Genomic DNA, 24,197 nt, shown 5'->3' with positions numbered 1-24,197 from the left:
GATCGGCGGATTCGGAGAGTTGTCGGGCCCCAGGCGTAGCGTCGCATCCATGTTCGAAACCAGGTGTGGTGGAGCGAACTCGAGGGTCGAGGCGGAGACCTCGGCGGTGCTGGTCGATGCGATCGACCTGACCGAGGCGACCGAGACGGCGCGCGGTGAGAACACGTGCGCGGCGCTCAAGGTGCTCGCGGCGGGCCGGTTCTGGGAATCGTGGATCGAGCGGGATGTGCGGCTGGGGTCGGGAGACATCACCGACTGCGGCAACAACGCGATCGCGGAGTTGGCGGTGCGCTGGGGATGTTCCCGAACGGTCGCGCAGGGCCACGCGGAGTTGGGGATGGATCTGCGACTGCGACTGCCCCGGGTGCGGGCGGCCTTCGAGGCGGGCGACCTCGACTGCGCACGGGTGCGGGTGATCGCGCGGGACACGGCCGGATTGCGACTCGAGACGGTGGCGGCGCTTGAGTCGGAGATCGTTGCTGCCGCACGGCAGTTGACGCCGGGACCGTTGGCGGGGGAGATCTTTCGCCTGATCTGCGAGTACTCGCCGCAGGAGGCGGCCGAGCAGCGGGAGTTCGAGCAGCGCGGTCGGCGGGTGGTGCGGCGGTCGCGGGGGAGCTCGTCGGTGATCGAGGTGACGGTCTCGCCCGAGGAGGGCGCGCAGTTCATGCAGCTGGTCGCGGAGATGACGGCGACGGTGTGTCCGCACGATCCGCGGGGAGCGCAGGAACGGATGGCCGATGCGGTGATGGCGATCATGCACGGTGAGCCGCACCTGGCGTGCCGGTGCGAGTGGGAGGACTGTACTGCGTCGGGGCGGGCGTCGATGCCGGGTCGGCGGACGCCGTTGACGCAGATCACGGTAGATGTCGCGACCCTGGTCGGGTTGTTGTCGCAGCCGGCGTACCTGCACGGGCACGGCTTCATCGATCCCGAACTGGCGAGGCGGTTGGCGGCGGACGGGACCTGGCAGGTGCTGCTGGCGGAGGCGCTGGACATTGCGGAGAAGCGTGGCTTGGTCACCGACGTAGGCGATATTCTCGAGGTGGCCACGGCCGGAGTCGGTGGAGATGGCCCACCGGATGTTGTGGTGGGTCAGAATGATTCGGATTCGGATTTGCCCACTGAGGCTGCGCGTGCTGAGCCGACTGTGGTCGACGGTACGACCGCCGATGCGATGACTGCCGATGTCGGAACTGATGGTGCCGTGACCGGTGCTGCTGCCGTCGACGGTGCAGTGGCCGATGCTGCTGCCGTGACCGATACTGCAACAACCACCGGCGCTCGAAATACCGACGCTGCAAACACCGACGCCGCAACCACCGACGCCGCAACCACCGACGCTCCAGCCGCAGCCGACACAGCTGACCTTGCGACGCAACCCGATACGCGGGGCACTGCTCCGGCGGTCGGGCAGGCGCCCGTGTCGGCGTCAGGTCCCACGTCATCGGACACTCCACCTGCAGGCTCGGACATCGAGGCGCCGCCAGCGCTACGGTCGCGGTACCGAGTGCGTTCGTTCCTTGCCCGCGGTGGCCGCCGCAGGGCCGGATACGTGCCCGACTACGGACCGCGACCACCCGGCAAACCGTGCTCGGCAGCCTCGGTGCGGTCTGCGAGGTCGGGAGCCCGAGCAGGCAAACGGACCAGGGGTGAGCCTCCGATGCGACCGGTACCGCTCAGTCTCGGCACAGTTGCCGAGGCGATCCTGGCCGCGGTGCGAGCCGATCCGACTCTCGCGCTGGGGCAGTACCCAAACGGGCACGGCGGATTGCCGGCGCCCCCGGACGGGGCGCTGAGCTACCGCCCGGACGCGGCAACGGTGGCGATGGTCCGTGCCCGGGACGGGCACTGCCGGTTCCCGGGCTGCGCCCGTGCTGCCGACGCATGCCAGGTCGACCACATCGTCGAATTCCGAATATGGAACCCGGCCGCGGGTGGGTGGACGATTGTCTCCAACCTGGAGTGCCTGTGCGCTTTTCATCATCAGCTCAAGACGTTGCGGCTGTGGAACGTGGTCGCGCTGCGCGGTCACGCGCTGTTGTGGACTTCGAGTCTCGGTACGAGCGAGGTGACGCTGCCGGCGGGTGCGCAGGGCAGCGACACGCTGACGGTCCCCGGCCCGCGGATCATCGGCAGTCACGGCCACCACAGATCGGCGAATCCCGAGGAACCGCCACCGTTCTGAGCAGCAGGCCCGGTGCGATGGCCGGTCCCGAACCGGCCCGGGTATCGCGCCAGCCACTCGACCGTCCGATCCGATCGATGGTGACGGCGTGGGCCACCACCGCGACGGCCACGACGGTGAGGGCCGTGACGGCAAGGGCCGCGACCGGGCGGGTCGCTGCCCTCGCCGAACCGTGGGCGCGCCCCGTCAGGCGTCCGGACCGAGCAGCTTGGCCAACGCGTCGAGCACCGCCGGGTCCTCGATCGTGGACGGCACCGTGTACTCGTCGTGGTCGGCGATCTGACGCATCGTCTTGCGCAGGATCTTGCCGGACCGGGTCTTCGGCAGGGCCTGCACCACGGTCACGTCACGGAAGGTCGCGACGGCACCGATCTGGTCGCGGACCATCGCGACCAGGTCCTTGCGCAGCTGCTCGGGATCGATCTCGGAACCGGACTTGAGCACCACGTAGCCGCTGGGCCGCTGGCCCTTGAGCTCGTCCCGGATCCCGATCACCGCGCACTCGGCGACCTCGGGGTGCTCGGCCACCACGGCCTCCATGCTGCCGGTCGAGAGCCGGTGCCCGGCAACGTTGATCACGTCGTCGCTGCGGCCGAGCACGAACACGTACCCGTCCTCGTCGATGTACCCGGAGTCGCCGGTCAGGTAGTAGCCGTCGAAGGTGGACAGGTACGACCTGACGTACCGGTCCTCGTCGCGCCAGAGCCCTGCGAGCGTGCCGGGCGGCATCGGCAGCGCGATGACGATGTTGCCCTCGGTGCCGGCCTCGACCGGCGCACCCTCGCCGTCCAGGATCTCGACGCGGTAGCCCGGCACCGGGACGGTGGGGGATCCGGCCTTGATCGGCATCGGCTCGAGGCCCCTCAGGTTCGCACAGATCGCCCAACCGGTCTCGGTCTGCCACCAGTGGTCGACGACCGGCACGCCGAGCACCCTGCCGGCCCACTCGTAGGTGTCGGGGTCGAGCCGCTCGCCCGCGGCGAAGAGTGTCTTCAGCGACGAGATATCGTACTTGGCAAGTTCTTTCGCCTCCGGGTCCTCCTTGCGGATCGCGCGGATCGCGGTCGGTGCGGTGAACAGCGCCCGCACTTGGTGGTCCTGAACCACCCGCCAGAATGCGCCGGCGTCGGGCGTGCCCACCGGCTTGCCCTCGTACATCACGGTGGTGGCGCCGGCGAGAAGTGGGCCGTACACGATGTACGAGTGCCCGACCACCCAGCCGACGTCGGAGGCCGTCCACATCACCTGTCCGGCGCCGATGTCGTAGAGGTTGCGCATCGACCAGGTCAACGACACCGCGTGCCCGCCGTTGTCGCGGACCACACCCTTCGGCTTCCCGGTGGTGCCCGAGGTGTACAGGATGTAGAGCGGATCGGTCGCGGCCACGGACACGCAGTCCGCGGGAGCGGCCGCGGCGACCTCGGCGTCCCAGTCCAGCCAGCCCGCGACGTCGGCAGCGGAGCCGGGGATGCTCGGACGGTCCTTGACGATCACGACGGCCGGCGCCTTGTCGGTCAGCCCGAGCGCCCGCTCGACCATCGGCAGGTACTCGATGGTGCGGCCCGGCTCGAGCCCGCCGGACGCGGTCACCAGCGCCTTCGGCTCCGCGTCGTCGATACGGGCGGCCAGCTCGGCGGCAGCGAACCCGCCGAACACCACCGAGTGCACCGCGCCGATGCGCGCGCAGGCGAGCATCGCGACCGCCGCCTCCGGGATCATCGGCATGTACACGATGACGCGGTCGCCGGCCGAGATGCCCTGCGCGGTCAGTACTCCGGCGAACCGGGACACCTCGTCGAGCAGCTGCGCGTAGCTGTAGGTGCGGGTGGTGCCGAGCATGGCGGAGTCGTAGATCAGCGCGGCCTGTTCACCCCGGCCCGCCGCGACGTGCCGGTCGAGCGCGTTGTGGCAGGTGTTCATCGTCGCGTCCGGGTACCAGCGGTACATCGGGGCGGATGACGAGTCCAGCGCACGAGTCGGGGCGACGTCCCAGTCGACGGCTTCCGCGGCCTCGAGCCAGAACTGTTCCGGCTGCTCGACGCTCTGACGGAAGGCCTCGGCGTACGAGCCCGTGGCCCGCTCGACTGCACTCATCGGCTGTCCTCTCCCAGTACTTGTGTGCTTGTGACGTGCACTGAACACTAGGGGACACCGGCGTGCACACAGCGCGAATACGAGGTCTGCGACGCCTGTCCGTCGGTGGTTGGCGCCGAACCGTCGGTGAACGGTCGTCACCGTCGCCCGGGGCGGCCGCCGACGAGGTCGTGCTCGGGCGGCACAACTCGAATAGGACACCTCGAAACTTGACTCTCGATTCGTAGCGTCTTGTACTTGCGGCATGGCACGAGCGAGCGGAACCCGCGCTGACGAGAAGCTCGGCTTCCCGGGAGCCGCCGGGGTGGCCGCGTGATCGGGCTCGGTGACCTCGAGACCGCGGTGATGGACGTGCTGTGGAGCGTGGACGAATCGGTCCGCGTGCGAGACGTGATGGATCGACTGCAACCCCCGCGGCCGCTTGCGTACACGACCGTGATGACCGTGCTCGACAATCTGCACACCAAGGGCATGGTGTCCCGGCAACGCGTCGGACGGGCCTATCGGTACCGAGCCACACGCAGCCGGGAGGAGACCGCGGCCGATCTGCTTCGTCAGGTGCTCCGCTCGAGCGGGGACGCCGAACAGGTCATGCTGCACTTCGCGAACTCGGCCTCGGAGGACGAGTCGAGGATTCTGCGTCGGGCCGCACGTCGTACGCAGACGCGCCGACGCGGCGGTCTCGAGTGATCGCCGCGATCGGCCTGCTGGTCGCCACGGTGGTTCTCGGGTTCGCGGCGCCGCACTGGCTCGGCCTGCTCGCGGCGCCGCACCGGCACCCGCGGGTGGCCCTCGCGGCCTGGCTGACGTCGCAGGCACTGTTCGTCGGTGCGGTGGCGGCCGTGCCACTCGTCCTGTGGGTGCGGCCTGGAGATCGCTGGCACCTCCTGCCCTCGTCGACGCTCTCGTGTGTCAGCTCCCTGCGCCAGAACGGCACTGTTCCTTGGTTTCTCGCAGTCGAGGCGACGCTCTGGGCTGTCGGCTTGCTGCTGGTCGGAAGGATCGCGCTGGTCGTCTCGCGGGGTCTGCTCCGCCATCGCCGGGTCACCGAGGAGCACGCGTCGGTGCTGCGCCTGGTGGGACGGCGGAACTCGACCGACGGCGACGTCTTCCACGTCGTCGGGCCGGGGGTCGCGGCGTACAGCATCGGCGGCCGCTCCCCGGCGATCGTGCTGGGAACGGGTGTGATCGATCTCGAGCCGCCGGCCAGGGAGGCGATCCTGGCCCACGAACGCGCCCACCTGAGAGGCCGCCATCACCTGTTGGTGGCGTGGTCCGACGCATTGAGCGCCGCCGTCCCGGTGGTCCCGCTGGCGCGGGTGGGCGCGACGTGGGTTCGGGTGCTGGTGGAGTTGTCCGCGGACCGTCAGGCCGCCGCGTCGTGTGGTCCTTCAGCGGTGTGCGCGGCGCTGGAGCGATGGCGCGACGAACCGCGGGACTCCCGGCCGGCGGCGATGTCGGCCGCGGGCTTCGTCGAGGATCGTGTGGTGTGGCTGTCGGGGCAGCGCGCGTCGCGCCGTGGGGCGCAGGTCCTGCACTATCCGCTCGCGCTCACCCTGTCGGCGCTTCCGGTGTTGGGGACCGTCGTGGTCGTGGTCGCGGCGCTCGCGGCGTACTGCGCGATGCTCGGCGCCTGATCGGCGGCGTCGCGGTCCGCGGCGGTGCGCTCGGCGGGGACGGCGCAGTCGGGACCGCACAGGCTCTGACGACGGCGCAGCACGACGGCGACGGTCAGCATCGCGAGCGAGATGACCGCGAGCACCGGTTGCAGGGGTGCCCAGAACCCGAGGGCGCCGCTCGTGCCGATCGCGAGCAGGACGATCTTGTTGCAGACCGGGCAGCCCACGGCGAACACCGCGAGCACCACCCCGGCCATCGCGCCGGTCGGTCGGCGTTCCTGGGCTCCGGGGCGGATGTCGAACCACAGAGCCGTCAGGATCGCGGTGGCCACGAGGACCGGGTACTCCCACCAGCGCACGGGCACCTCGCGTCCGAAGAACGGGGTGTCGATGATGTCCGTCGGGACGCCGACCGCGATCACGGTCACGAGACCCGCCGTGAGCGCGCGCACCAAATACGTTCCACTGCCGGATTTTTCGACCACAATGCTCAGAGCCCTTCGTCGGTGCAGCCTGATGAACTACTAAGAAGGGTAGTAGTTCCATGTACCATCGCCGACAGTAGTGGTGGGTCGACGTGCTGGAACGAATGGAGTTCGGATGAAGTCGCAGGGCAGGCCGTTCGGGCGCAGGTGGGACGTGTGGCTGCTCGGAGGGCTCGGCCTTGTCGCTCTGGTGCTGGCGGGTCTTCTCGTGCTGGACCGGACGGGCGCCCCGGACAAATCGACGGCATCGGCGACGGCGACGGCGGACCCGGATCCGGGCATCGGGCCGGTCGGGGACCTGGCCCGCCGGACTGAGGCGGATCCGCTGGCCCGGGGGGCGGTCGACGCGCCGGTGGTGATGGTCGTTTACTCGGACTACCGCTGCCCGTTCTGCGCGAAGTTCAGTCGCGACACCGAGCCCCAGCTCGTCGACAAGTACGTCGAGGCCGGGAAGCTACGGATCGAGTGGCGTGACCTGCCGATCTTCGGGGAAGAGTCGATGGTCGCCGCGCGAGCCGGTCGGGCGGCGGCCGCACAGGGCAGGTTCTGGGAGTTCAACTCGGCTCTGTACGCCGCGGCGCCGGATCGCGGACACCCGACCTTCGACCAGGCGGCACTGCGGGGATTCGCGCAGCAGGCCGGCGTGCCGGACCTGGATCGCTTCGCTCGTGACGCCGCAGACACCTCGGTGGACTCGGACATCGCCGCAGATGCACTGGAGGCCAACATGATCGGAGTGGCGAGCACGCCGTCGTTCGTGATCGACGGCTATCCCGTGCTCGGTGCCCAGCCGCTGTCGGCCTTCGAGCAGTTGATCGAGAAGACCGGTGGGCAACTGCCGTGACCGACGTCGGACTGCTCGGTGCGCTGTTGGGCGGTCTGCTCTCACTGGTCAGTCCCTGTTCGGCATTGCTGCTGCCGTCCTTCTTCGCGTACGCCTTCGACGGTGTCGGGCGTCTCGCCGCCCGGACCGCGGTGTTCTACCTCGGCCTCGCGGTGGTGCTCGTGCCGCTCGGCGCCGGTCTCGGTGCGATGGGATCGCTGCTGACCCAGCACCGTGAGACGGTGACGACGATCAGTGGTCTGGTGCTGATCGGACTCGGTGTCATGACGGTGTTCGGCCGGGGATTCGCGTTCGCTCCCGCGCAACGCGCGGCCGGGTCGGTGCGTATCTCCGGGACCGTGTCGGTGTTCGCGCTCGGAGGCGTGTACGGGTTCGCCGGGTTCTGTTCGGGGCCTCTGCTCGGCAGCGTCCTCACGATCGCGGTGGCCGGCGGCGGTGCCGGCTACGGCGGACTGCTGATGGCCGTCTACGCGTTGGGGATGACCGTCCCGCTCTTCGTGCTGGCGTTGCTCTGGGACCGATTCGATCTGGGACGGCGGCCGTGGTTGCGGGGCAGGCCGATCGCGCTCGGGCCGGTGCGCACACACACGACGTCGCTGGTGTCGGGTCTGCTGTTCGTGGCGCTCGGGGCCTTCTTCCTCGCCACGGACGGGACTGCGAACCTCGGCGGCGTGATGGGGGTGGACGACCAGTTCTCGCTCCAGGTGACATTGAGTGACTGGGCGCAGCGGGTTTCCGATGCGGGGATCCTGCTGGCGGTCGTGCTGGTGCTGTTCGCGCTGGTGGCGGTGCGGGTCGTGCGCCGGCGGCGGTCCGAGTCCAAGGTGTCGGAGCCGGCGCCGGGCAACGACCGCTGAACACCGTCGAACTGCTCCACCGGCCGGTCCGCCGTACCGTGGGAGGCATGACGCTGCTCGCCGAAGACCTGTTGCTGCTGCTCCTGGACRACGAGACCGGAAAGCCCGTCGTGGACGGCGCCAAGCTGCCGCGCGTGCTCGCCGGCGCCGTGCTGCTCGAACTCGCGATCGACGGCGTGGTCGAGCCGGCCGGGGAGGGCGAGGAGGTGCGCAAGGGGCGGTTGGTGCTGCGTCACGAGTCCACCCCGGACGACGCGATCCTCGCACGGGCGGTCGCCCAGTTGCGCGAGTCCAAGCCGATGAAGCCGGAACGGGCCATCGAGAAGCTGGACAAGGGCCTGCGCGAGGCGATGCTCGAACGGATCGTGGCGAAGGGCTGGGTGCGCGAGGCCAAGGCGAAGCTGCTCGGCATCTTCCCGACCGCGGTGTGGCCCGCCGTCGACGACACCCACGAAAGTCGGCTCCGCGCCGAGCTGCGCGACGCGGTGATCGGCGGCGCCGACCCGTCGCCCCGGACCTCCGCGCTGGTCTCGCTGCTCGCCGCGGTGGACGCGACGCCGAGGGTGTTTCCCGACGGCGACCGGCGCGCGATCAACAAGCGCGCCAAGGAGATCGCCGAAGGGGAGTGGGCGGGCGCCGCGGTACGCAAGGCGGTCGAGGCCGTCAATGCGGCGGTGATGGTCGCGGTCATCGTGCCGTCGATCGCCGCGGGCGGCACGTCCTAGGCCGGGGCGTCCGCGCTGCTCGCCGAGGACTCCGGCGCTACGGCGGACGCGGTGCCCTCCTCGGTTCGGATGGCAATGCGCAGGACGGCGAGCAGGAACAGCGAGAGGGCGAACCCGGTCAGCGCGCCGAGCTGGTTCTCGGCGAACAGGAACACCTGCGTCACCAGCAGGTTTACCACGATGGACGCCCGCAGCAGCCGCAGGGACCGCAGGTAGGGGCCACGGAACAGGAACCACACGCCGGCCACGATCAGGACGACGGTCACCGTGCTCGACAACTGCACCATCAGGTCGGCCACGTCGTCGGTCTCGTAGGTGCTGTCGACGACCAGCGAGACGACCACCCCGACGACGGACGCCGCCGCCTGTAACACGAACAGCGCCAGGACCGTTCGGCGCACAAGCCAGTGCGACAGGACCGCCGTCGAACGTCGGTTGAGCGTGTCGCGTGCGTGAGTGATCCTCGATTCGAGACCCCGCGTCGGCGGAGTCTGCGAGGTCAGCCCGGCGTGGACGAGGCCCGCGAGGTCCGTGAACTTCGGGTCCCGCACCCCGTCGACGACGCGCAGCGCGGACCGGTACCGGACCTCGTCGAGCTGGCCGAGCGCGAGATCGGCGAGGGCGCCGAAGCCGACCGCCAGGCGGTTGCCGTCGGTCAGCGGCCGCCGCAGCAGCAGTTCCCGCACCACCAGGTAGAACAGCACGAAGACGACGTACATGATGGCGATGGCGGGCTGGAAGAAGTAGTCGACGTCGGCGGTGACGAACTTGCCGATCTCGTCGATGAACAGGCCGAAACCGATGCCGCCGACCAGGGCGGCGCGGACCCGGACCCGGCTGCCCTGGCTGATCTGCACCCCGACGAGCGCCCCGGCCATCAACAGCCCGCCCCACAGCACGTGCGCGATGTGCAGGGCGCCGCCGCCGATCTGCGGGTAGCCGGTGGCCGCGAGGTACGCGCGGGTGATCAGCACGGTGGCCACCGCCGCGAACAGGAACAGCTCGAACCGGGCCAGCGCGGCGTGGTCGTAGTCGTGCTCGCTCGCGGCGGGACTCATCGGGGCAGCCCGAGGTTGCGGTAGCGCGCGATGCGGGAGGTGTGGCGGTCCGCGGCGGGTTCGGCGGCGAGCGTGACCAGTTCCCGGGCGATCGCCGCGCCCACCCGTTTGGAGAACTCGACCGGTTCGTCGGCGGCGTCCGGCAGTTCGGGGATGATCGCGTCGACGATGCCGTCGCGCAGCAGGTCCAGCGACCGGATGCCCTGGGCGGCCGCCATCCGGGGGGCGTGCGTGGTGTCGCGGTGCACGATGGCGCTGGCGCCTTCCGGGGGCAGCGGGGCCAGCCACCCGTTCTGCGCGGTGAGCACCCGGTCCGCGGGCAGCAGGGCCAGCGCGCCGCCGCCGGTGCCCTGGCCGAGCAGCACCGAGACCGTCGGGGTGTCGAGGGTGACCAGGTCGGCGAGGCAGCGCGCGATCTCCGGGGCGAGTCCGCGTTCCTCCGCCTCCTTCGACAGCGACGCACCGAGGGTGTCGATGACGAGCACCAGCGGGATCCGCAGCTCCTCGGCCAGCTTCATCGCCCGACGCGCCTCGCGGAGGGCACCGGGGCCCATGGTGTGCTGCGCGGACTGGCCGCTGCGGTCCTGTCCGAACAGCACACAGGGGGCGCCGCGGAACCGGGCCAGCGAGACCAGCACCGTCTTGTCGGCCTCACCCTGCCCGGTGCCGCTGAGCGGCACCTGCTCGGTGGCGGCGTACCGCAGCAGCGCCCGGATGCCGGGCCGGTCGGCCCGCCGCGAGAGCATCACCGACTGCCAGGCCGGCACGTCCGGGATGTGTGCGGGCTCGGGCAGCGGGTCCATTACCGCGTCGGACTCGCCGGTCAGCACCCGGAGGGCACGGATCACGAGGTGCCGCAGCCATTTCGGTGGCACCACACCGTCGATCACGCCGTTGCGGTAGAGGTTCTCGGCGGTCTGCACGCCCTCGGGGAACTTCTCGCCGTACAGCGCCTGGTACACCCGCGGCCCGAGGAATCCGACCAGCGCGCCCGGCTCAGCGACGGTCACGTGCCCGAGCGAACCCCACGACGCGAACACCCCGCCGGTGGTGGGGTTGCGCAGGTACACCAGGTAGGGCAGGTGCGCGGCCTTGTGCACGGTGATGGCCGCGGCGATCTTCACCATCTGCACGAACGCGAGGGTGCCCTCCTGCATGCGGGTGCCGCCGGAGGTCGGCGAGGCAAGCAGCGGCAGCGACTGCGCGGTCGCGCGTTCGACGGCGGCGACGATCCGCTCGGCCGCCGCGACGCCGATCGACCCGGCGAGGAAGCCGAACTCGCAGGCGATCACGGCCACCCGCCGGCCGTGGACGGTGCCCTCGCCGGTGATCACGGACTCGTCCAGGCCGGTCTTCGTGGCCGCCGCGTCGAGGTCGGCGCGGTAGGACTCGTCGGTGTCGACCGCGATCGGGGCGGTGTCCCAGGACACGAAGCTGCCGGCGTCGAGCACCAGGTCGAGGATCTCGTGGGCGGACAGGCGCTGACTCATGGCCAGACCATAACCCCGCTCAGCGGCCGAACGCCTCCCGCCAGGACACGGTCTTGCCCACCCGCAGCACCGAACGCTGGTAGATCTTCGCCGCGCCCACCGACAGCGCCGCGGTGACCGCGAGCATGATCGCGACGGTCCCGACCACCTGCGTCGTGCTCGCCACCCCGGCCGCGATCCGCAGCGGCATCAGGATCGCGGAGAACGGCGGGATCCAGCTCAGCACGTTGCTCAGCGTGCCGTCCGGGTCGCTCACCACCGAGAACGCGGTGAAGAACATCGCCATGATCAGTACCGTCAGCGGCATCGCGGTGGAGTTGACGTCCTCCTGGCGCGAGACCATCGACCCGGCCGCCGCGTAGAGCACCGCGAAGAAGGTGAAACCGAGCACGAACCAGCCGAGGGTGCCCGCGAACACGCCCAGGGCGGTGCCGGTGACGGTGAGGACACCCGTCGCCAGTCCCGCGCCGAGGCCGGCCACGCCGTACGCGGCCAGCTGCGTCAACCCCACCGTTCCGATGCCGATGACCTTGCCCCACAACAACTGCAGCGGCCGCAGCGTCGAGAGCAGCAACTCGACCACCCGGCTCGACTTCTCCTCGACGACGCCCATCGCGACGTACATGCCGAACATCAGGATCTGCATGTACAGCAGCGCCACCGCGGCGATCGACAGGGTGAGGCGTTGGCCCCGTTCGGGATCCGGTGCGTCCAGGGTGTCGACGGTGACCACCGCGCGGCCGGTCGCCGCGGTCAGCGCGGCGGTGTCGACGCCCTGTGCACTGAGCTCGGTCGCGCGGGCCTGCTCGGCGACCGCCACGTCCAGGACCATGCGAAGGCCGGCGTCGATCTCCGATTCCGTTACAGCCGTGACGGATCCGTCCGCGGCGGGGATCACCGCCACCTCGATGTCGCCGGCCTCGACGCCGTCGCGGGCCTGTGCTTCGTCGCCGAACTCGCGGACCTCGACCGGCGTCCCCGCGGCGTCGCCGACGGACACGAGTACCGCGGTCAACGACTGGTCACCGACCAGCCCGACGGTGGTGCGGCTGGGCTCGCTGGTGCCGGAGAACAGCGCATACGCGGCGATGCCGCCGACGATCGCGATCAGGATGATCAGGTTGCTGATCAGGAAGCTCTTCTTGCGGACCTGGGTGAGGAACTCGCGGCGGGCGACCAGGCCGACGGCGCGGGCCGGGCTCAGCGCGGGTGACGTCGGGGCGCTCATGCGGCGACAACCTCTCGGAACAGTTCGGTCAGGGAGGGGCGTTGCAACGAGAACTCGTGTACCGGGCCGGTTCTCAGGGCGGCGGCGAGGACGGCCTGGTCGTCGGCACCCGGGTCGAGGGCGAGCACGGTGTGACCGTCCTGGTGGCTCAGCGTCCGCACGCCGTCGATCGGGTCGGCCCAGCCGTCGGGGGCGGACGGGGCATGCACCACCAGTTGGGTCTGGCCGGCGCCGCGCAACTCCTCGACCGTGCCGACRGCGCGCATCCGTCCCGCGGCGATGATGCCGACCCGGTGGCACAGGCGCTGCACCAGGTCGAGCTGGTGACTCGAGAAGATCACCGGCACACCGGCGTCCGCCTTCTCGACCAGCACCTCGCTCATCACGTCCACCGCGACCGGGTCGAGTCCGGAGAACGGCTCGTCGAGCACCAGCACCGCGGGGTCGTGCACCAGTGCGGCCGCCAACTGCACCCGCTGCTGGTTGCCGAGGCTGAGCGCGTCGACGGTGTCGTCGACGCGGGTGTCGATGCCGAGGCGTTCGGTCCAGCGGGCCACCGCGCTGCGGGCATCGCGGCGCGAGAGGCCGTGCAGCTCAGCGAGATACGCGAGCTGTGCGCCGACCTTCATCTTCGGGTACAGCCCGCGTTCCTMCGGCATGTAGCCGATGGTGCGGCGCACGTCGAGGTCGACTGGCCGCCCGCCGAGGCGGACCTCGCCCGAGTCGGCGGACAGCACGCCGAGGGTGATCCGCATGGTGGTCGTCTTGCCCGCGCCGTTGCTGCCGACGAAGCCGAAGATCTCGCCGGGGCGCACCTCGAAGCTGAGGTCGTCGAGCGCCACGACGTCGCCGTAGCGTTTGGAGATCCGGTCGATGGTCAGGGTGTTGCCGGCGTGCATGCCGCCTCCTCTGGGTGGTCCGCAACGGGGTCGGGCTCGGGGTCGGGCTGGCTCCAGGCCAGGATCATCGTGGGCAGGCAGCCGCCGACCATCAGCATGGTGAGGGTGAGCAGTCCGCCGGTATAGGCCATGGTGGTGTGGGAGCCGCCGGTGACGACGCTGCCGATGATCAGGTACGCCACCGGGATCGTCATCAGCCACTGGGTGATGCTCAGGGCGATCGAGCGGGCGCTGTTCTGCTGCTGGACCTCCCACTCGTCGAGGGCCTCGGTCGGTGCATCGCCCTGGCGGCCCGAGACGACGGCGAGCGAGGTCCAGATGGGCAGGAACAGCACGCACACCGGCAGCCACAGCAGCGGTGCCCACTCGGAGAAGTGGCACGCCACCGCCACCGCGAGCATCAGCGCGAACGTGACCGCCAGGCCCGTCACCAGTGCCCGGCGGCGCGGCCGGGTGCGCCAGCCGGGAAGCATGTCGCGCCACTTCTCGGAGTTCGCCAGGAACCGGCGCACCCGGTACGCCTGGTAGCGCTCGACGAGATTCGGCTCAGACATCGGCGGCGTCGCCTTCCTGGTTGTCGTGTGCGTGGTTGTCGGTGCGGTCCGGCCGCCGGTAGACCACGTCCGAGAGTGGCGTGAACTCGGTCCGGGAGAACACGGCCTCGACGGGCAGGCCGAACACCTCGCAGATCCGCATCGCCAGGTCGAGGCTCGGGTAGTGGTCGCCGCGCTCGAGTGCGCCCACCGTCTGGGGGTTGACCTCGATCAGCTCGGCCAGTCGGGCCCGGCTGAGCGACCGTTCGGCGCGCAGCACGCCGATGCGGTTGTGGATGGGGCGGGACTCCCCGCGCCGTACCGGACTCATGCATCAAAGTGTTAGGAAAACCCAACAGTCTGTCAAGTTTGTCGGCATTCGACCCCGGGGCCGCGGCGGCTGCATCCGAGGGGTACGACGAGGTGTAGTACGGTTCGTTCATGCGTGTCGGCCCAGGTGAGAAGCTCTCTCGCCGAGTGCGTGACACCGCCGTCGGCGGTGTCACCGTCGCCGTGGCGGTCGCCGCGCACGGGGTCGCCGGCGGCGGACTCCCGTCCGGCTCCACGCTGGTGCTGCTCGCCGGATTCGCCGCGGTGCTGGTCGGCGTGAGCGCCGCGATCCCCGCGCTCCGCTCCGGCAGGCCCGCGCTCGTCGCGGTCCTCGCGGCCGGACAGGTCGGGGCGCACCTGACCCTCGGCCTGGGCGGCCACCATTCGGGCGCCTCTGTCTCGGCAGTGCCCAGCCCCGGCATGATCGCCGCCCACGTGCTCGCGATCGGGGTCTGTGCGGCCGCGATCGCCGCGGCCGAGCGGATCGGTCCGCGCACGGAGGCGGCCCTGCGTGCCGTCGTCGCCGCGCTCTTCGCCGCGATCCCCGTCGCCGAACAGGCCCGTACCTGGCGTCCCGTCGTGGACGTCCACCCGATCGTCTCCGCGCTGTGCCGCGCCGCCACCCCCCGGCGTGGGCCACCCGTTCTCGTCTGATCACACCTCACCCCGCGCACCCTCGGCCGAGCAGGCCGGTGCGCGGCTTTCGCGGATCCCCAAACCGGTCGGGTCCGCGCCTACGAGGGTGCCGCCGTGCCTGTACGCCGTGCGGACCCTCGCCCTGTCTGATCGACGAGAGCGACTTCATGACTGTCATCGAGAGCACTGGCGTGCGCGAACACTCGCCGCCACCCCGAAACCCCCGACCGCTGCGCGCGCTGGTGCTGCGGCTGCACTTCTACGCCGGCGTCTTCGTCGGCCCCTTCCTGCTGATCGCCGCGCTGACGGGCTTCGTCTACGCGTTCGCCCCGACCCTCGAGAGCTGGGTGTACGGGAGCTACCTGCGCGCACCCGTCGCCGAGCAACCCGTCGCCGAGTCCGTCCAGGTGCAGGCCGCACTGGACGGTCGCGAGGCGTCCGCGCTGCAGTCGGTGCAGACCGCCGACCCGGGCGGCACCACCCGCGTGCTCTTCGCCGACCCCGACGTCGGATCCGGGCAGACGAGCGTGTTCGTCGACCCGGGCACCGGGACGGTGCTCGGCGCGCTGGAGACCGATTCCGGTGACCTGCCGTTGCGGGCCTGGTTGTCCGCGCTGCACAAGAACCTGCACCTCGGCGACGTCGGCAACCTCTACACCGAACTGGCGGCGTCGTGGCTGTTCGTCATCGTCCTCGGCGGCCTCTACCTGTGGTGGAACAGGGCGCGCGCGGACCGGGCCCGCGGGAAGAAGGCCCGACTGCTGACCGTCGACCGCTCGGTCACGGGCCGCCGTCGGACGCTCAACTGGCACGGTGCGGTCGGTGCCTGGGCGGCGCTCGGCCTGCTGTTCCTCTCGGCCACCGGCCTGTCCTGGTCCGACCACGCCGGCGCGAACATCAAGACCGTCCGCAGCGAGATGAGCTGGAATGCCCCGGCATTGAACACCTCGCTCGACGGCGCCCAGGCGGCCGGCGGGGGAGAGCACGACGGGCACGGCGCCCCGGCAGCGGGCGGCGAGCACGCCGGTCACGCGGCGTCCGGCGCCGACCCGGTGGACGTCACCGCGATCGACGGGGTGCTGCACGTGGCCCGCGCCCAGGGGCTGACCGGTCAACTGTCGGTCGGGATTCCCGCCGACGTCTCCACCGCGTGGACGGTGAAGGAAACGGCGAAGTCGGGTGGCGACTCGATCGCCGTCGACGGGTACACGCTGCGGGTCGTCGACCGGGTGGACTTCGCCGACGGCCCGATCGCGGCCAAGCTCACCTCCTGGGGCATCGCACTGCACATGGGCACCCTCTTCGGCCTCGCCAACCAGGTGGTGCTCGCGGCCCTCGCGGTCGCGCTGATCACCCTCGTCGTGCGCGGCTACCTGATGTGGTGGGAGCGCCGGCCCACCCGGGCGGCCGGCATCGAATTCGGTGCCCCGCCGCGCCGCGGAGCGCTGCGCCGTCAGCGCCTGCCGGTGGTCGCGGTAGTGGCCGTCGTCGCGGTGGCCGTCGGCCTGTTCGTTCCCCTGCTCGGCCTGTCCCTCGCGGCCTTCCTGGTCGTCGACGTGCTCCTCGGGCTCGTCGCATCCACACGCTCGAAGACACCTGCTCAGTCAAAGACGCTCGCAAACAAGGAGATCCAGTCATGATCACGTTCACTCGTTCCCGTCTTGCGATCGCCGGCATCGCGACCATCGGACTCGCCGTCGCCGGCTGCTCGGGCGACCAGGGTTCGGCGCCGCCGCAGGCGGACTCGGCCGCGACCTCGGTCACGTTCGACGAGCAGTGGGTGAAGGCCGCGGACTCGGGGATGACCGCACTGTTCGGCACCCTGGTGAACAACTCGGATTCCGAGCTGCTGCTCACCGAGGTGAGCAGCCCGGCCGCGCCGCGCGTCGAACTCCACGAGATGGCCGACAGCGGCGGTGCGATGGTGATGCGCCGCAAGCAGGGCGGCATCGTGGTGCCCCCGCACGGTTCGTACGCCCTCGAACCCGGCGCCGACCACGTGATGCTCTTCGACCTGCCCGCGCCGATCCAGGCGGGCACCGAGGTCCCGTTCACCTTCCGGTTCGCCGACGCCGGCGACGTCGAGTTCACCGCGCAGGTGCGAGATTTCGCGGGCGCGCGGGAGTCCTACGACGAAGGGGCGCACGGTGGCTGAGCTGAGCCGGCGGCGTCTGTTCGGCGCGGGTGCGGTCGCCGTCGGCGGCGCCGCACTCGGCTGGGGCGCCGGGGCGGTCACCGGGAACAGGGAGGCGGAGGCGGCCCCGTCCGTGGTGCCCTTCCGCGGCGCGCACCAGGCCGGCGTCGCGACCCCGCCGCAGGCGCACACCACCTTCGTCGGGCTGGACCTGCGACCGGGGGTCGACCGGGCGGGGCTGGTGCGGCTGCTGAAGGTGTGGACGTCGGACGCGGAACGGCTCACCGCCGGCCGGGGCGCGCTGGCCGACACCGAACCGGACCTGGCCACGCGGCCGGCGAGACTCACCGTCACGGTGGGCTTCGGCCCCGGCGTGTTCCGCGCGGCCGGGGTGGAGGAACGACGTCCGTCCTGGCTGAAGCCGTTGCCGCCCTTCGCGATCGACCGGCTCGAGGAGCGGTGGAACGACGGCGACCTGCTGCTGCAGGTCGGCTCCGACGACCAGGTCACCGTGGCGCACGCGTTGCGGGTGCTGCTCAAGGGCGCCCGCTCCACCGCGACCGTCCGCTGGACGCAACGCGGGTTCCGTCGGGCCCGGGGCACCGAGCCGGAGGGCACCACCATGCGCAACCTGATGGGGCAGGTGGACGGCACGGTCAACCCGCGCGGGGGCACCGGGGACTTCGACACGCTGGTCTGGAACGACGGCGCGCAGCAGCCGTGGCTGGCGGACGGCACCTCCGTGGTGATTCGGCGGATCCGCCTCGACCTCGACGCCTGGGACGAGTTGGACCGTCCCGGCCGCGAGGTGGTGATGGGCCGGCGGATGTCCGACGGGGCGCCGCTGACCGGCGACGCCGAGCACGACGAGCCGGACTTCGGGGCGGTGGACGCGGGCGGGATCACCGTGATCGCGCCGAACTCGCACATCGCACTGGCCCGCTCCGCCGATCCCGGGCAGCGGTTCCACCGGCGGGCCTACAACTACGACGAGGCGCCCGCAGGGGAGGCGGTGTCCGACTCCGGTCTGATCTTCGTCACCTACCAGGCGGATCCGCAGGCCCAGTTCGTGCCGGTGCAGCAACGACTCTCGGACGCGGACCTGTTCAACACCTGGTCGACGCCGATCGGCTCGGCGGTGTTCGCGATACCCCCCGGCTGCGAGCCGGGCGGGTACCTGGGGGAGCAGTTGCTGGGCGGGTGATCAGGATTCGGTGAGCCTGCCGCCGTCCATCTGCCACCGCCGGGTGCTGCGCATCGTGTCCAGCATCCGGCGGTCGTGGGTGACGAGCAGCAGGGTCCCCTCGTACTCGTCCATCGCCCGCTCGAGCTGCTCGATGGCGGGCAGGTCCAGGTGGTTGGTGGGCTCGTCGAGCACCAGCAGGTTCACCCCACGCGCCTGCAGCAGGGCCAGCGCGGCCCGGGTGCGTTCGCCGGGGGACAGGGAGCTCGCCGGCCGCAGCACGTGCGCTCCGCGCAGGCCGAACTTGGCGAGCAGCGTCCGCACGTCCGCGTCCGGCCAGTCGGGGACCGCCGCGCCGAACGCCTCGGTGAGCAGTTCGTCGCCGACGAAGAGCCCGCGCGCCTGGTCCACCTCGCCGATCGCGACGCCGCTGCCGAGGGTGGCGCTGCCCTCGTCCGGGGTGAGCGTGCCGAGCAGCAGTCGCAGCAGGGTGGTCTTGCCGGAACCGTTCGGCCCGGTGACGAGAACCCGGTCGCCCCACTCGATCTGGGCGGTGATCGGGCCGAGGGCGAATGTTTCACGTCGAACAACCGCGCCGCTGAGGGTGGCCACGACGGTGCCGCTGCGCGGGGCGCTGGCGATCTCCATCCGCAGCTCCCACTCCTTGCGGGGCTCCTCCACCACCTCGAGCCGTTCGATGCGGCGCTGCGTCTGGCGGGCCTTCGCGGCCTGCTTCTCGGTGGACTCCGCGCGAGCCTTGCGGCCCATCTTGTCGCCGTCCGCGCCCTTGGCCTTGCGGCGGGCGTTCCGGACGCCGTGCTCGAGCCAGTTGCGTTGCATCTGAGCGCGATCCTCGAGGCCGCTCTTGGTGTCCGCGTAGTCCTCGTAGCGTTCGCGGGCGTGCTGGCGGGCGATCTCCCGCTCGGCGAGGTACGACTCGTAGCCGCCGTCGTACACCGCGATCTGCTGCTGCGCGAGATCGAGCTCGACGATCCCGGTGACGGTGCGCGCCAGGAACTCCCGGTCGTGGCTGACCACCACGATGCCCGTGCGGGCCTCGTCGACGAAGCGCTCGAGCCGGTCCAGGCCGTCGAGGTCGAGGTCGTTGGTGGGCTCGTCGAGCAGCAGCAGGTCGTAGCGGGAGAGCAGCAGCGAGGCCAGCCCGGCCCGGGCGGCCTGCCCGCCGGAGAGGGCGGTCATCTCGGCCTGCAACCCGACGTCGAGCCCGAGGTCGTCGAGCACCTTCTCGGCCCGCTCGGGGAGGTCGGCACCGCCGAGGCCGAGCCAGCGCTCGAGGGCGTGCGAGTAACGGTCGTCGCCGCCCGGCTCGCCAAGGGCCTCCGCGGCCGCGTTCATCTCCGCCTCGGACTCCGTGACGCCGGTGCGGCGGCCGAGGAATCCCTCGACGGTCTCGCCGGGCAGGCGTTCGGGTTCCTGGGCGAGGTAGCCGACCGTCGCGTGCGGCGGACTCAACGTGACGGTGCCCTCGACGTCGGCGGTGGTGTGGCCGGAGAGGATGGAGAGCAGGGTGGACTTGCCCGCCCCGTTCGCGCCCACCAGGCCGATCACGTCGCCGGGGGTGACGACGAGGTCGAGGCCGGAGAACAGGGTGCGGTCGCCGCGGGATGCGGAGAGGTCGTCGGCGTGCAGGGTGGCGCTCATGAGTCGATTGTCTCAGTAGCGGGGGAACATCCTCCCGGCGCGAGCGGTTGTTCCGTTCCATGACCTCTCTGAGCTCAGTACCGAACGTGCCCCTCAACGACGGCAACACCGTCCCGCAGCTCGGATTCGGGGTGTGGCAGGTGCCCGATGACGAGAGCTACACGGCGGTGACCAGCGCGTTGAGCGTCGGATACCGAAGCATCGACACCGCCGCCGTCTACCGCAACGAGGCCGGCACCGGCCGCGCGATCAAGCACTCCGGCATCGCACGGGAGGACCTGTTCGTCACCACCAAGCTGTGGAACGGCGCCGCGGAGACGTGGACGCGGGACAACGTGCTGCGCGAGTTCGACGCCTCGCTCGACCGGCTCGGACTCGACTACCTGGACCTGTACCTGATCCACTGGCCGCGCGCGATGCGCGAGGACTACGTCGCCATCTGGCGGGCCTTCGCGGAGATCAAGGAGAGTGGCCGGGCCAAGTCGGTGGGCGTGTCCAACTTCCAGCCCGCGCAGTTGCAGCGCCTGATCGACGAGACCGGGGTGGTGCCCGTGATCAACCAGGTTGAGGTGCACCCGGACTTCGCGCAGCCGGAGGTGCGTGCCTTCCACGCCGAGCACGGCATCGTCACCGAGGCGTGGTCGCCGCTGGGGCAGGGCCGCGGACTGCTCGACGACCCGGTTCTCTCCCGCATCGCGAACAAGCACGGCCGGTCGGCCGCCCAGGTGACGCTGCGCTGGCACCTGCAGGTGGGCAACGTGGTGATTCCGAAGTCCGTGACGCCGTACCGGATCAGGCAGAACTTCGAGGTGTTCGACTTCGAACTCGATGCCGACGACCTGGCGGCCATCGCCGGGCTCGACGTCGGGAACCGGCTGGGGCCGGACCCCGACGAGTTCGACATGGGGTAGGTAGACGCCTAGCCGGCGGCGCCGCGCTTGACGTCGGCTGCGTAGCGGTCGACGTATTCCTGGCCGGAATGGCAGTGAAGCACGCTCATCAGTTCGTCGGTGGCGGCGCGGACGACCGGTCGGCTGTCTCGCAGGTCGTGATAGCGGGAGAGGTCGAGCGGTTCGGCAATGGTGATGTGTACCTTGCCGAACCGCCACCGCCGACTGCCCGGCGGATTGACCGTGTCGGTACCGCGCATCACGACGGGTACGACCGGCGCACCTGAATCGAGAGCAACCCGCATGACTCCGGTCTTGCCCTTGTAGAGGCGTCCGTCGGGTGAGCGGGTGCCCTCCGGGTAGATGCCCCACACGCCGCCGTCGTCGAGGATCCCTCGTGCGGCGGCGAGCGCGCCGCGCGCCGCATCGGCTCCGGCGCGGTCGATGGGCACCTGGCCCGACGCGGAGTAGAACCATCGCGTGAGCCGGCCTTTCACCCCGGAACCGGTGAAGTACTCGCTCTTGGCCACGAAGGTGATTCGTCGTCGAACCATGAGCACGAGAAAGAACGAGTCGGCGACGGTCAGGTGATTGCTCGCGAGGATCACCGGACCGGTCTGCGGGATGTTCTCGGTGCCCGTGACGTCGGGGCGTCCGAACAGCCACAGCAGCGGTCCGATCAGCAGGTATTTGAAAAGCCAGTACCACATGGTGACCCCCTCGGTCGTGCCTCGAATCGAGTAGACAGTGTCTACTCGAGTCGATGGTAGACAATGTCTACGTGACTGGTGGCGAGCCGCTTCGTGTGCGTTTGGTCAGTGCGGGTGTCGACCTGCTCGAAGAAGAGGGGGTGGGTGGGCTCACCCTGCGCGCGGTCACGCGCCGGACGGGTGTTTCACACGGGGCCCCGCGCAGGTATTTCGCCACGCACAATTCACTGCTTGCCGCGATAGCCGCTTCCGGCTTGTCCGACTTGGCTGCCGGCATCGGCCCGGTTCTCGGTGCGGTCGACGTGCAGGCCGAGGAGCGGCTGATCCGCCTCGGGCTCGAGTATGTGCAGTTCGCCGAGCGTCGTCCGGCCATGTTCGAGCTGATCTTTCGACATGACCTTCTCGAAGGCGCCGGCGCAAACCTTCGCGAGAAGACCCTGCCGCTGTTCGACTCGCTCGTGCGACTGGTGGCCGAGGCTTGCCCCGAGTGCGAGGACTCGAGGGAGAGGGCGATTGGGGTGTGGACCAACCTCCACGGAATTGCGGTCCTGACGGCCAATCGCAGCTTGGGGTTGGTGGGGGCGTCACACGATCTGCCGAAGGTTGTTGCCCAGGTGGTGCGCAGGCACCTCTCCTGACGTAGTTCCCGCGCTGGTTCATGCCGAAAGTTCCAGCACCCCGACCGCCGGCCGGGTCCGGCTAGGGTTGGTGACCGATGAGCGCGCCAGTCCCCACCACCGAGTCCGCGTCCTCGCCCACGGTTCCGTCCGGCGGCAGCGCTCCCTGGTGGCGCCCGACCGGCACCCGGGTCATGCAGGTCGCCGCCGTGCTGGTGGCCCTGCAACTGCTGGTCCGCGGGGTGGTGGCGGCCCGCGGCTACTACTACTGGGACGACCTGATCCTCACCGGGCGCGCTGGCACGATGTCGCTGCTCTCGCCCGAGTTCCTGCTCTACGACCACGACGGGCACTTCATGCCGGCGGCGTTCCTGGTCGCCGGGATCGCGAACACCCTCGCCCCGTACCAGTGGGCGCTGCCCGCACTGATCCTGGTGATCCTGCAGGCCCTCGCGTCCCTGGCGGTCCTGCGCCTGCTCACCGTGCTGCTCGGCCGTCGGCCGACCCTGCTGATTCCCTTTGCGCTCTACCTGTTCTCGCCGTTGACGTTGCCCGCGTTCGCCTGGTGGGCGGCGGGCCTCAACGCGCTGCCCATGCAGATCGGCCTGGCCTGGGTGGCGGCGGACGCGGTGCTGCTGTGCCGCACCGGCCGGCCCCGCTACGCCTGGTCGGGGCTGGCGGTGTTCGTCGCGTCGCTGCTTTTCTTCGAGAAGTCCGTGCTGGTGCCGGTGGTGGCCTTCGCCGTCGTCGCGCTGATGTACCGGGTGGACGGGCACCGGAAACCGTTGCGCGCCGCGCTGGTCCGGGGCCGGCGGCTGTGGGCCTGGTCCGCCGTCGTGGTCGCGGGCTGGGCCCTCGTCTACGCACTCGTCGTCACCCCACGCCCCGGCGAGCGCACCCCCGAGATGACGATCGAACTGATGCGTCACTCGAAGTACCGGGGCCTGTTCCCGACGCTGCTGGGCGGGCCGTGGCAGTGGGACCGCTGGCCGCCGAGCCCGCCGTGGGCGGTGCCGCCGGAGGCTCTCGTCGTGGTGGCGGCCGTCGCGGTCCTCGCCTGCGTGGCGGGGACCCTTGCGTGGAAACGCCGCGTCGCCTGGGTGTGGATCGCGACCGCCGCGTACGTGCTCGCCTCCGAGGCCGCGATGGTGATCGCGCGGTCCTCGCCGGACACCACCTACGAACTCGGCCAGACGCTGCGGTACCTGACGGACAGCGCCGTGGTGATCGCGATCGCGCTGGCCCTGGTGCTGCGCGCCCCCACCCGGGAACGCTGGTCGGGCCGAGCCGCCGCGGCCGGGCCCCGGTCGGTGCTGCTGGTCTCGGGGCTGGTGGTGGCGTTCTTCGCGAGCAGCCTGTGGTCCACGGCGACCTTCCTCCCGCGGTGGGAGGACAACCCCACCGTGGACTTCCTGACCCGGGCCGAGACCTCGCTCGCCGCGAACGCCGACGCGCCGATGTTCGACCAGCCGGTGTCGATCTGGGTGCTGCTGCCGGTGGCCTACCCGCACAACATGGCAAGCTCCGTCTTCGCCGCGCTGCCCGACCGGCCGGAGTTCGCCTCGTCGACGCCGGTGCTGCGCAAGATGGCCGACTCCGGCGACATCGTCGACGCCGAGGTGAGCTGGGTGCGCGCGATCGGTGAGGGGCCGGTCCCGGGCTGCGGCTACCACGTCACCGATGCCCCGACTGCGCTGCCGCTCAACGGCCCGCTGGCCGGCTGGGAGTGGGCGGTGCAGCTGAATTACCTGGCGAGCCGCGACGGCGAGATCGAGGTGGGCCTCGCGGAGGGCGAGCCGGTGACAGTGCCGGTGCGGGCCGGGTTGAACACCGTCTACGTCAACCTCGACGGCGGTGGGCCGGACGTGCGGGTGCGCACGCTCGACCCGGAACTGACGCTGTGCGTCGGGGTCGGGCCGGTCGGCGCGGTGGTCCCCAGGTCCTGAATTACCGCGCGGTCCCGCCGGTCCATGCGCGCTGCAAGTTTTCCCCAAGAACCGCCCGGCATTCTGCGT

At 70.7% G+C, this 24,197-nt stretch carries 23 protein-coding genes; 13 read left to right on the top strand and 10 right to left on the bottom strand.

Annotated features, from left to right (window positions below):
- Positions 1 to 49 precede the first annotated feature (49 nt).
- Complete coding sequence (locus AC1DU4_RS00600) at positions 50 to 2,188, top strand: HNH endonuclease signature motif containing protein (protein ID WP_477837038.1); 2,139 nt, start codon at positions 50 to 52, stop codon at positions 2,186 to 2,188.
- A 186-nt stretch (positions 2,189 to 2,374) separates the two neighbouring features.
- On the opposite strand, the gene AC1DU4_RS00595 is transcribed toward AC1DU4_RS00600, so the two are convergent.
- Positions 2,375 to 4,282, bottom strand: coding sequence for a propionyl-CoA synthetase (locus AC1DU4_RS00595; RefSeq protein WP_477837036.1), 1,908 nt, complete (start codon positions 4,280 to 4,282; stop codon positions 2,375 to 2,377).
- A gap of 315 nt (positions 4,283 to 4,597) precedes the next feature.
- Here AC1DU4_RS00595 and AC1DU4_RS00590 point away from each other — a divergent pair, with 315 nt between their 5' ends.
- Positions 4,598 to 4,972, top strand: coding sequence for a BlaI/MecI/CopY family transcriptional regulator (locus AC1DU4_RS00590; RefSeq protein WP_477837428.1), 375 nt, complete (start codon positions 4,598 to 4,600; stop codon positions 4,970 to 4,972).
- Positions 4,969 to 5,919: a M56 family metallopeptidase gene (locus tag AC1DU4_RS00585; protein ID WP_477837034.1), complete on the top strand. Its 951-nt coding sequence runs from the start codon at positions 4,969 to 4,971 to the stop codon at positions 5,917 to 5,919. The genes AC1DU4_RS00590 and AC1DU4_RS00585 overlap by 4 nt, the downstream gene beginning before the upstream one ends.
- Here the strand turns inward: AC1DU4_RS00585 and AC1DU4_RS00580 are convergent.
- Positions 5,820 to 6,353 carry a hypothetical protein gene (locus tag AC1DU4_RS00580; protein ID WP_477837033.1) on the bottom strand — a complete coding sequence of 178 codons (534 nt, stop codon included), beginning with the start codon at positions 6,351 to 6,353 and terminating at the stop codon, positions 5,820 to 5,822. The two genes, AC1DU4_RS00585 and AC1DU4_RS00580, sit on opposite strands and share 100 nt — an antisense overlap.
- A 148-nt stretch (positions 6,354 to 6,501) precedes the next feature.
- On the opposite strand from AC1DU4_RS00580, the gene AC1DU4_RS00575 reads away from it, so the two are divergent.
- The 3 genes from AC1DU4_RS00575 to AC1DU4_RS00565 are packed head-to-tail and all read left to right on the top strand — an operon-like array spanning position 6,502 to position 8,812.
- Complete coding sequence (locus AC1DU4_RS00575; protein WP_477837031.1) at positions 6,502 to 7,230, top strand: DsbA family protein; 729 nt, start codon at positions 6,502 to 6,504, stop codon at positions 7,228 to 7,230.
- Positions 7,227 to 8,087, top strand: a complete 861-nt coding sequence (locus tag AC1DU4_RS00570; RefSeq protein ID WP_477837030.1) for a cytochrome c biogenesis CcdA family protein — start codon at positions 7,227 to 7,229, stop codon at positions 8,085 to 8,087. The genes AC1DU4_RS00575 and AC1DU4_RS00570 overlap by 4 nt, the downstream gene beginning before the upstream one ends.
- Positions 8,088 to 8,134: 47 nt before the next feature.
- Positions 8,135 to 8,812 carry a GOLPH3/VPS74 family protein gene (locus AC1DU4_RS00565; protein WP_477837028.1) on the top strand — a complete coding sequence of 226 codons (678 nt, stop codon included), beginning with the start codon at positions 8,135 to 8,137 and terminating at the stop codon, positions 8,810 to 8,812.
- On the opposite strand, the gene AC1DU4_RS00560 is transcribed toward AC1DU4_RS00565, so the two are convergent.
- From AC1DU4_RS00560 to AC1DU4_RS00535, 6 genes are read right to left on the bottom strand one after another with little or no spacing between them, the layout of a single operon-like run.
- Positions 8,809 to 9,870, bottom strand: coding sequence for a hypothetical protein (locus AC1DU4_RS00560; protein ID WP_477837027.1), 1,062 nt, complete (start codon positions 9,868 to 9,870; stop codon positions 8,809 to 8,811). The two genes, AC1DU4_RS00565 and AC1DU4_RS00560, sit on opposite strands and share 4 nt — an antisense overlap.
- On the bottom strand, positions 9,867 to 11,360 hold the full coding sequence (locus AC1DU4_RS00555) for a carboxyl transferase domain-containing protein (RefSeq protein WP_477837026.1): 1,494 nt from the start codon (positions 11,358 to 11,360) through the stop codon (positions 9,867 to 9,869). Before AC1DU4_RS00555 ends, AC1DU4_RS00560 begins: the two co-directional genes overlap by 4 nt.
- Before the next feature lie 19 nt (positions 11,361 to 11,379).
- Positions 11,380 to 12,588: an ABC transporter permease gene (locus AC1DU4_RS00550; protein WP_477837024.1), complete on the bottom strand. Its 1,209-nt coding sequence runs from the start codon at positions 12,586 to 12,588 to the stop codon at positions 11,380 to 11,382.
- Positions 12,585 to 13,487: an ABC transporter ATP-binding protein gene (locus AC1DU4_RS00545; protein ID WP_477837023.1), complete on the bottom strand. Its 903-nt coding sequence runs from the start codon at positions 13,485 to 13,487 to the stop codon at positions 12,585 to 12,587. Before AC1DU4_RS00545 ends, AC1DU4_RS00550 begins: the two co-directional genes overlap by 4 nt.
- Positions 13,466 to 14,041 (bottom strand): hypothetical protein, encoded by a 576-nt coding sequence (locus AC1DU4_RS00540; RefSeq protein WP_477837021.1) that lies wholly within the window; start codon positions 14,039 to 14,041, stop codon positions 13,466 to 13,468. The genes AC1DU4_RS00545 and AC1DU4_RS00540 overlap by 22 nt, the downstream gene beginning before the upstream one ends.
- Positions 14,034 to 14,351 carry a helix-turn-helix transcriptional regulator gene (locus tag AC1DU4_RS00535; RefSeq protein ID WP_477837019.1) on the bottom strand — a complete coding sequence of 106 codons (318 nt, stop codon included), beginning with the start codon at positions 14,349 to 14,351 and terminating at the stop codon, positions 14,034 to 14,036. Before AC1DU4_RS00535 ends, AC1DU4_RS00540 begins: the two co-directional genes overlap by 8 nt.
- A 110-nt stretch (positions 14,352 to 14,461) precedes the next feature.
- Here AC1DU4_RS00535 and AC1DU4_RS00530 point away from each other — a divergent pair, with 110 nt between their 5' ends.
- From AC1DU4_RS00530 to AC1DU4_RS00515, 4 genes are all read left to right on the top strand, one after another.
- Positions 14,462 to 15,004, top strand: a complete 543-nt coding sequence (locus AC1DU4_RS00530; RefSeq protein ID WP_477837018.1) for a hypothetical protein — start codon at positions 14,462 to 14,464, stop codon at positions 15,002 to 15,004.
- A gap of 149 nt (positions 15,005 to 15,153) precedes the next feature.
- Positions 15,154 to 16,626, top strand: a complete 1,473-nt coding sequence (locus AC1DU4_RS00525) for a PepSY-associated TM helix domain-containing protein (RefSeq protein ID WP_477837016.1) — start codon at positions 15,154 to 15,156, stop codon at positions 16,624 to 16,626.
- Entirely contained in the window at positions 16,623 to 17,141 is a 519-nt protein-coding gene (locus AC1DU4_RS00520; RefSeq protein WP_477837015.1) for a copper chaperone PCu(A)C, read from the top strand. Before AC1DU4_RS00525 ends, AC1DU4_RS00520 begins: the two co-directional genes overlap by 4 nt.
- Positions 17,134 to 18,324 (top strand): Dyp-type peroxidase, encoded by a 1,191-nt coding sequence (locus AC1DU4_RS00515; RefSeq protein ID WP_477837013.1) that lies wholly within the window; start codon positions 17,134 to 17,136, stop codon positions 18,322 to 18,324. The genes AC1DU4_RS00520 and AC1DU4_RS00515 overlap by 8 nt, the downstream gene beginning before the upstream one ends.
- Here AC1DU4_RS00515 and AC1DU4_RS00510 read toward each other — a convergent pair whose 3' ends face one another.
- Positions 18,325 to 19,965 (bottom strand): ABC-F family ATP-binding cassette domain-containing protein, encoded by a 1,641-nt coding sequence (locus AC1DU4_RS00510; protein WP_477837011.1) that lies wholly within the window; start codon positions 19,963 to 19,965, stop codon positions 18,325 to 18,327. It lies immediately after the preceding gene.
- A gap of 59 nt (positions 19,966 to 20,024) precedes the next feature.
- On the opposite strand from AC1DU4_RS00510, the gene AC1DU4_RS00505 reads away from it, so the two are divergent.
- Positions 20,025 to 20,876, top strand: coding sequence for an aldo/keto reductase (locus AC1DU4_RS00505; RefSeq protein ID WP_477837009.1), 852 nt, complete (start codon positions 20,025 to 20,027; stop codon positions 20,874 to 20,876).
- A gap of 8 nt (positions 20,877 to 20,884) precedes the next feature.
- On the opposite strand, the gene AC1DU4_RS00500 is transcribed toward AC1DU4_RS00505, so the two are convergent.
- The gene (locus AC1DU4_RS00500; protein ID WP_477837008.1) at positions 20,885 to 21,565 is read right to left on the bottom strand and encodes a lysophospholipid acyltransferase family protein; all 681 of its coding nucleotides are present in this window, start codon (positions 21,563 to 21,565) and stop codon (positions 20,885 to 20,887) included.
- Between the two features lie 53 nt (positions 21,566 to 21,618).
- Between AC1DU4_RS00500 and AC1DU4_RS00495 the strand changes: the two genes are divergently transcribed.
- Together AC1DU4_RS00495 and AC1DU4_RS00490 are read left to right on the top strand one after the other, a co-directional pair.
- Positions 21,619 to 22,203: a TetR/AcrR family transcriptional regulator gene (locus AC1DU4_RS00495; protein WP_477837006.1), complete on the top strand. Its 585-nt coding sequence runs from the start codon at positions 21,619 to 21,621 to the stop codon at positions 22,201 to 22,203.
- Positions 22,204 to 22,376: 173 nt separating this feature from the next.
- A complete protein-coding gene (locus AC1DU4_RS00490; RefSeq protein ID WP_477837427.1) occupies positions 22,377 to 24,128 on the top strand; it encodes a hypothetical protein in 1,752 nt (583 codons plus the stop codon).
- The last annotated feature ends 69 nt before the right edge of the window (positions 24,129 to 24,197 follow it).

The sequence above is a fragment of the Rhodococcus sp. P4_F5 genome, from assembly GCF_056401315.1.
This window is presented reverse-complemented; position numbering and strand designations above follow the sequence as displayed.

Bases quoted from the DNA above. Each gene is read 5' to 3' on its own strand.
- AC1DU4_RS00540 (WP_477837021.1), bottom strand. From the start codon at position 14,041: ATGTCTGAGCCGAATCTCGTCGAGCGCTACCAGGCGTACCGGGTGCGC.
- AC1DU4_RS00600 (WP_477837038.1), top strand. From the start codon at position 50: ATGTTCGAAACCAGGTGTGGTGGAGCGAACTCGAGGGTCGAGGCGGAG.
- AC1DU4_RS00520 (WP_477837015.1), top strand. From the start codon at position 16,623: ATGATCACGTTCACTCGTTCCCGTCTTGCGATCGCCGGCATCGCGACC.
- AC1DU4_RS00525 (WP_477837016.1), top strand. From the start codon at position 15,154: ATGACTGTCATCGAGAGCACTGGCGTGCGCGAACACTCGCCGCCACCC.
- AC1DU4_RS00595 (WP_477837036.1), bottom strand. From the start codon at position 4,282: ATGAGTGCAGTCGAGCGGGCCACGGGCTCGTACGCCGAGGCCTTCCGT.
- AC1DU4_RS00500 (WP_477837008.1), bottom strand. From the start codon at position 21,565: ATGTGGTACTGGCTTTTCAAATACCTGCTGATCGGACCGCTGCTGTGG.
- AC1DU4_RS00505 (WP_477837009.1), top strand. From the start codon at position 20,025: ATGACCTCTCTGAGCTCAGTACCGAACGTGCCCCTCAACGACGGCAAC.
- AC1DU4_RS00530 (WP_477837018.1), top strand. From the start codon at position 14,462: ATGCGTGTCGGCCCAGGTGAGAAGCTCTCTCGCCGAGTGCGTGACACC.
- AC1DU4_RS00555 (WP_477837026.1), bottom strand. From the start codon at position 11,360: ATGAGTCAGCGCCTGTCCGCCCACGAGATCCTCGACCTGGTGCTCGAC.
- AC1DU4_RS00495 (WP_477837006.1), top strand. From the start codon at position 21,619: ATGGTAGACAATGTCTACGTGACTGGTGGCGAGCCGCTTCGTGTGCGT.
- AC1DU4_RS00575 (WP_477837031.1), top strand. From the start codon at position 6,502: ATGAAGTCGCAGGGCAGGCCGTTCGGGCGCAGGTGGGACGTGTGGCTG.
- AC1DU4_RS00490 (WP_477837427.1), top strand. From the start codon at position 22,377: ATGCAGGTCGCCGCCGTGCTGGTGGCCCTGCAACTGCTGGTCCGCGGG.
- AC1DU4_RS00535 (WP_477837019.1), bottom strand. From the start codon at position 14,351: ATGAGTCCGGTACGGCGCGGGGAGTCCCGCCCCATCCACAACCGCATC.
- AC1DU4_RS00510 (WP_477837011.1), bottom strand. From the start codon at position 19,965: ATGAGCGCCACCCTGCACGCCGACGACCTCTCCGCATCCCGCGGCGAC.
- AC1DU4_RS00550 (WP_477837024.1), bottom strand. From the start codon at position 12,588: ATGAGCGCCCCGACGTCACCCGCGCTGAGCCCGGCCCGCGCCGTCGGC.
- AC1DU4_RS00560 (WP_477837027.1), bottom strand. From the start codon at position 9,870: ATGAGTCCCGCCGCGAGCGAGCACGACTACGACCACGCCGCGCTGGCC.